Below are 935 nucleotides of genomic sequence, written 5' to 3'. Positions count from 1 at the left end.
CATTTGTACAAAAAGGACAAAGAACGTATATTAGAAAAATTTGAGCCAATCGTTGAGGAATACAACAAAATTATAAATGAAATTTCAAAATTAAACGATGAATATGAAATAGAATTTGATAGATTTGTTCGAGTTTATGACAAAGAAAACTTTGAAATGGATAAAGAAATAAGAGCAGAAATTAGAAACCATTTCAGTCCTAATAGATATTCAGATTATGTAGGTGGAGATGAACTGCCTTTCATTAATATAAGAAATAAAATGCAATTAAGAGGTGATAAATAATGGCTAGAAAATATAATTTAGATAAAGTATCAAATCATATTATGTTAAAAACAAATTTATCAGTGAAAGATCGTGATGAATTATTGGATGTCGTTGAGGCTCAAATTTCTCAAAATATTCAACAGCAACGAAAAGATGAACTAACTCAACAGTCACAAAGAGATGTAAGTCTTAAGAGAATGGCCGAAGAAAATCGCATAGTTAAACGATAAATATCTTGCCTATCCTTAGTGGTAGGCTCATTTTATTTGTGAGGTGCATACATGAACCTTAAAAGAGTAAACTACTCACTATCCTATTATGAAAAATAAAATATCTGAATATACTTTGCTAACAGAATATAACCCAAAGTTTATCAATACCAAGATTAAAGCCATTACTACACAAATAGAGATAATGAATGAAATTGCAAAGATATTCAATTTAAGTAGAGAAAGAATACGTCAACTATTGAATGGTTTATTAGATAAATTATAGGAGGGATAATATGAGTGATTTAAACCCTAGACAAGAAAAGTTTATATCTGAGTACCTAAAGACGCTAAATGTAACACAAAGTGCAATTAAGGCCGGTTATAGTCCTCATACTGCAACTGTACAAGGTAGTAGGTTGCTTAAGAATGAAAAAGTGGCTAAGTACATTGATGAGC

Annotated in this window: 2 protein-coding genes and 3 pseudogenes; all 5 read left to right on the top strand. The window is 29.6% G+C overall.

Features of this window, described 5'->3' with window-relative positions; genetic code table 11:
- Positions 1–285, top strand: a pseudogene (locus HMPREF3265_RS12860) (pathogenicity island protein); the annotation flags it as partial.
- Positions 285–497, top strand: a complete 213-nt coding sequence (locus tag HMPREF3265_RS04960) for a hypothetical protein (protein ID WP_070861074.1) — start codon at positions 285–287, stop codon at positions 495–497. The pseudogene HMPREF3265_RS12860 and the gene HMPREF3265_RS04960, both read left to right, overlap by 1 nt.
- Before the next feature lie 51 nt (positions 498–548).
- Positions 549–684, top strand: a pseudogene (locus HMPREF3265_RS12390) (pathogenicity island protein); the annotation flags it as partial.
- Positions 682–762: pseudogene (locus tag HMPREF3265_RS13085) on the top strand (sigma factor-like helix-turn-helix DNA-binding protein); the annotation flags it as partial. The pseudogenes HMPREF3265_RS12390 and HMPREF3265_RS13085, both read left to right, overlap by 3 nt.
- Before the next feature lie 10 nt (positions 763–772).
- On the top strand, positions 773–935 hold a 163-nt coding region (locus HMPREF3265_RS04955; protein WP_141764268.1), incomplete at its 3' end, for a terminase small subunit.

The sequence above is a fragment of the Staphylococcus sp. HMSC62B09 genome, assembly GCF_001839115.1.
Taxonomy (GTDB): domain Bacteria; phylum Bacillota; class Bacilli; order Staphylococcales; family Staphylococcaceae; genus Staphylococcus; species Staphylococcus haemolyticus.
Note: the sequence above shows the minus strand (reverse complement) of the source record. Positions and strands in the feature narration are given on the sequence as shown.

What these genes read in the sequence shown, in the direction of transcription:
- HMPREF3265_RS04960 (WP_070861074.1), top strand. Translation starts at nt 285, where the DNA reads ATGGCTAGAAAATATAATTTAGATAAAGTATCAAATCATATTATGTTA.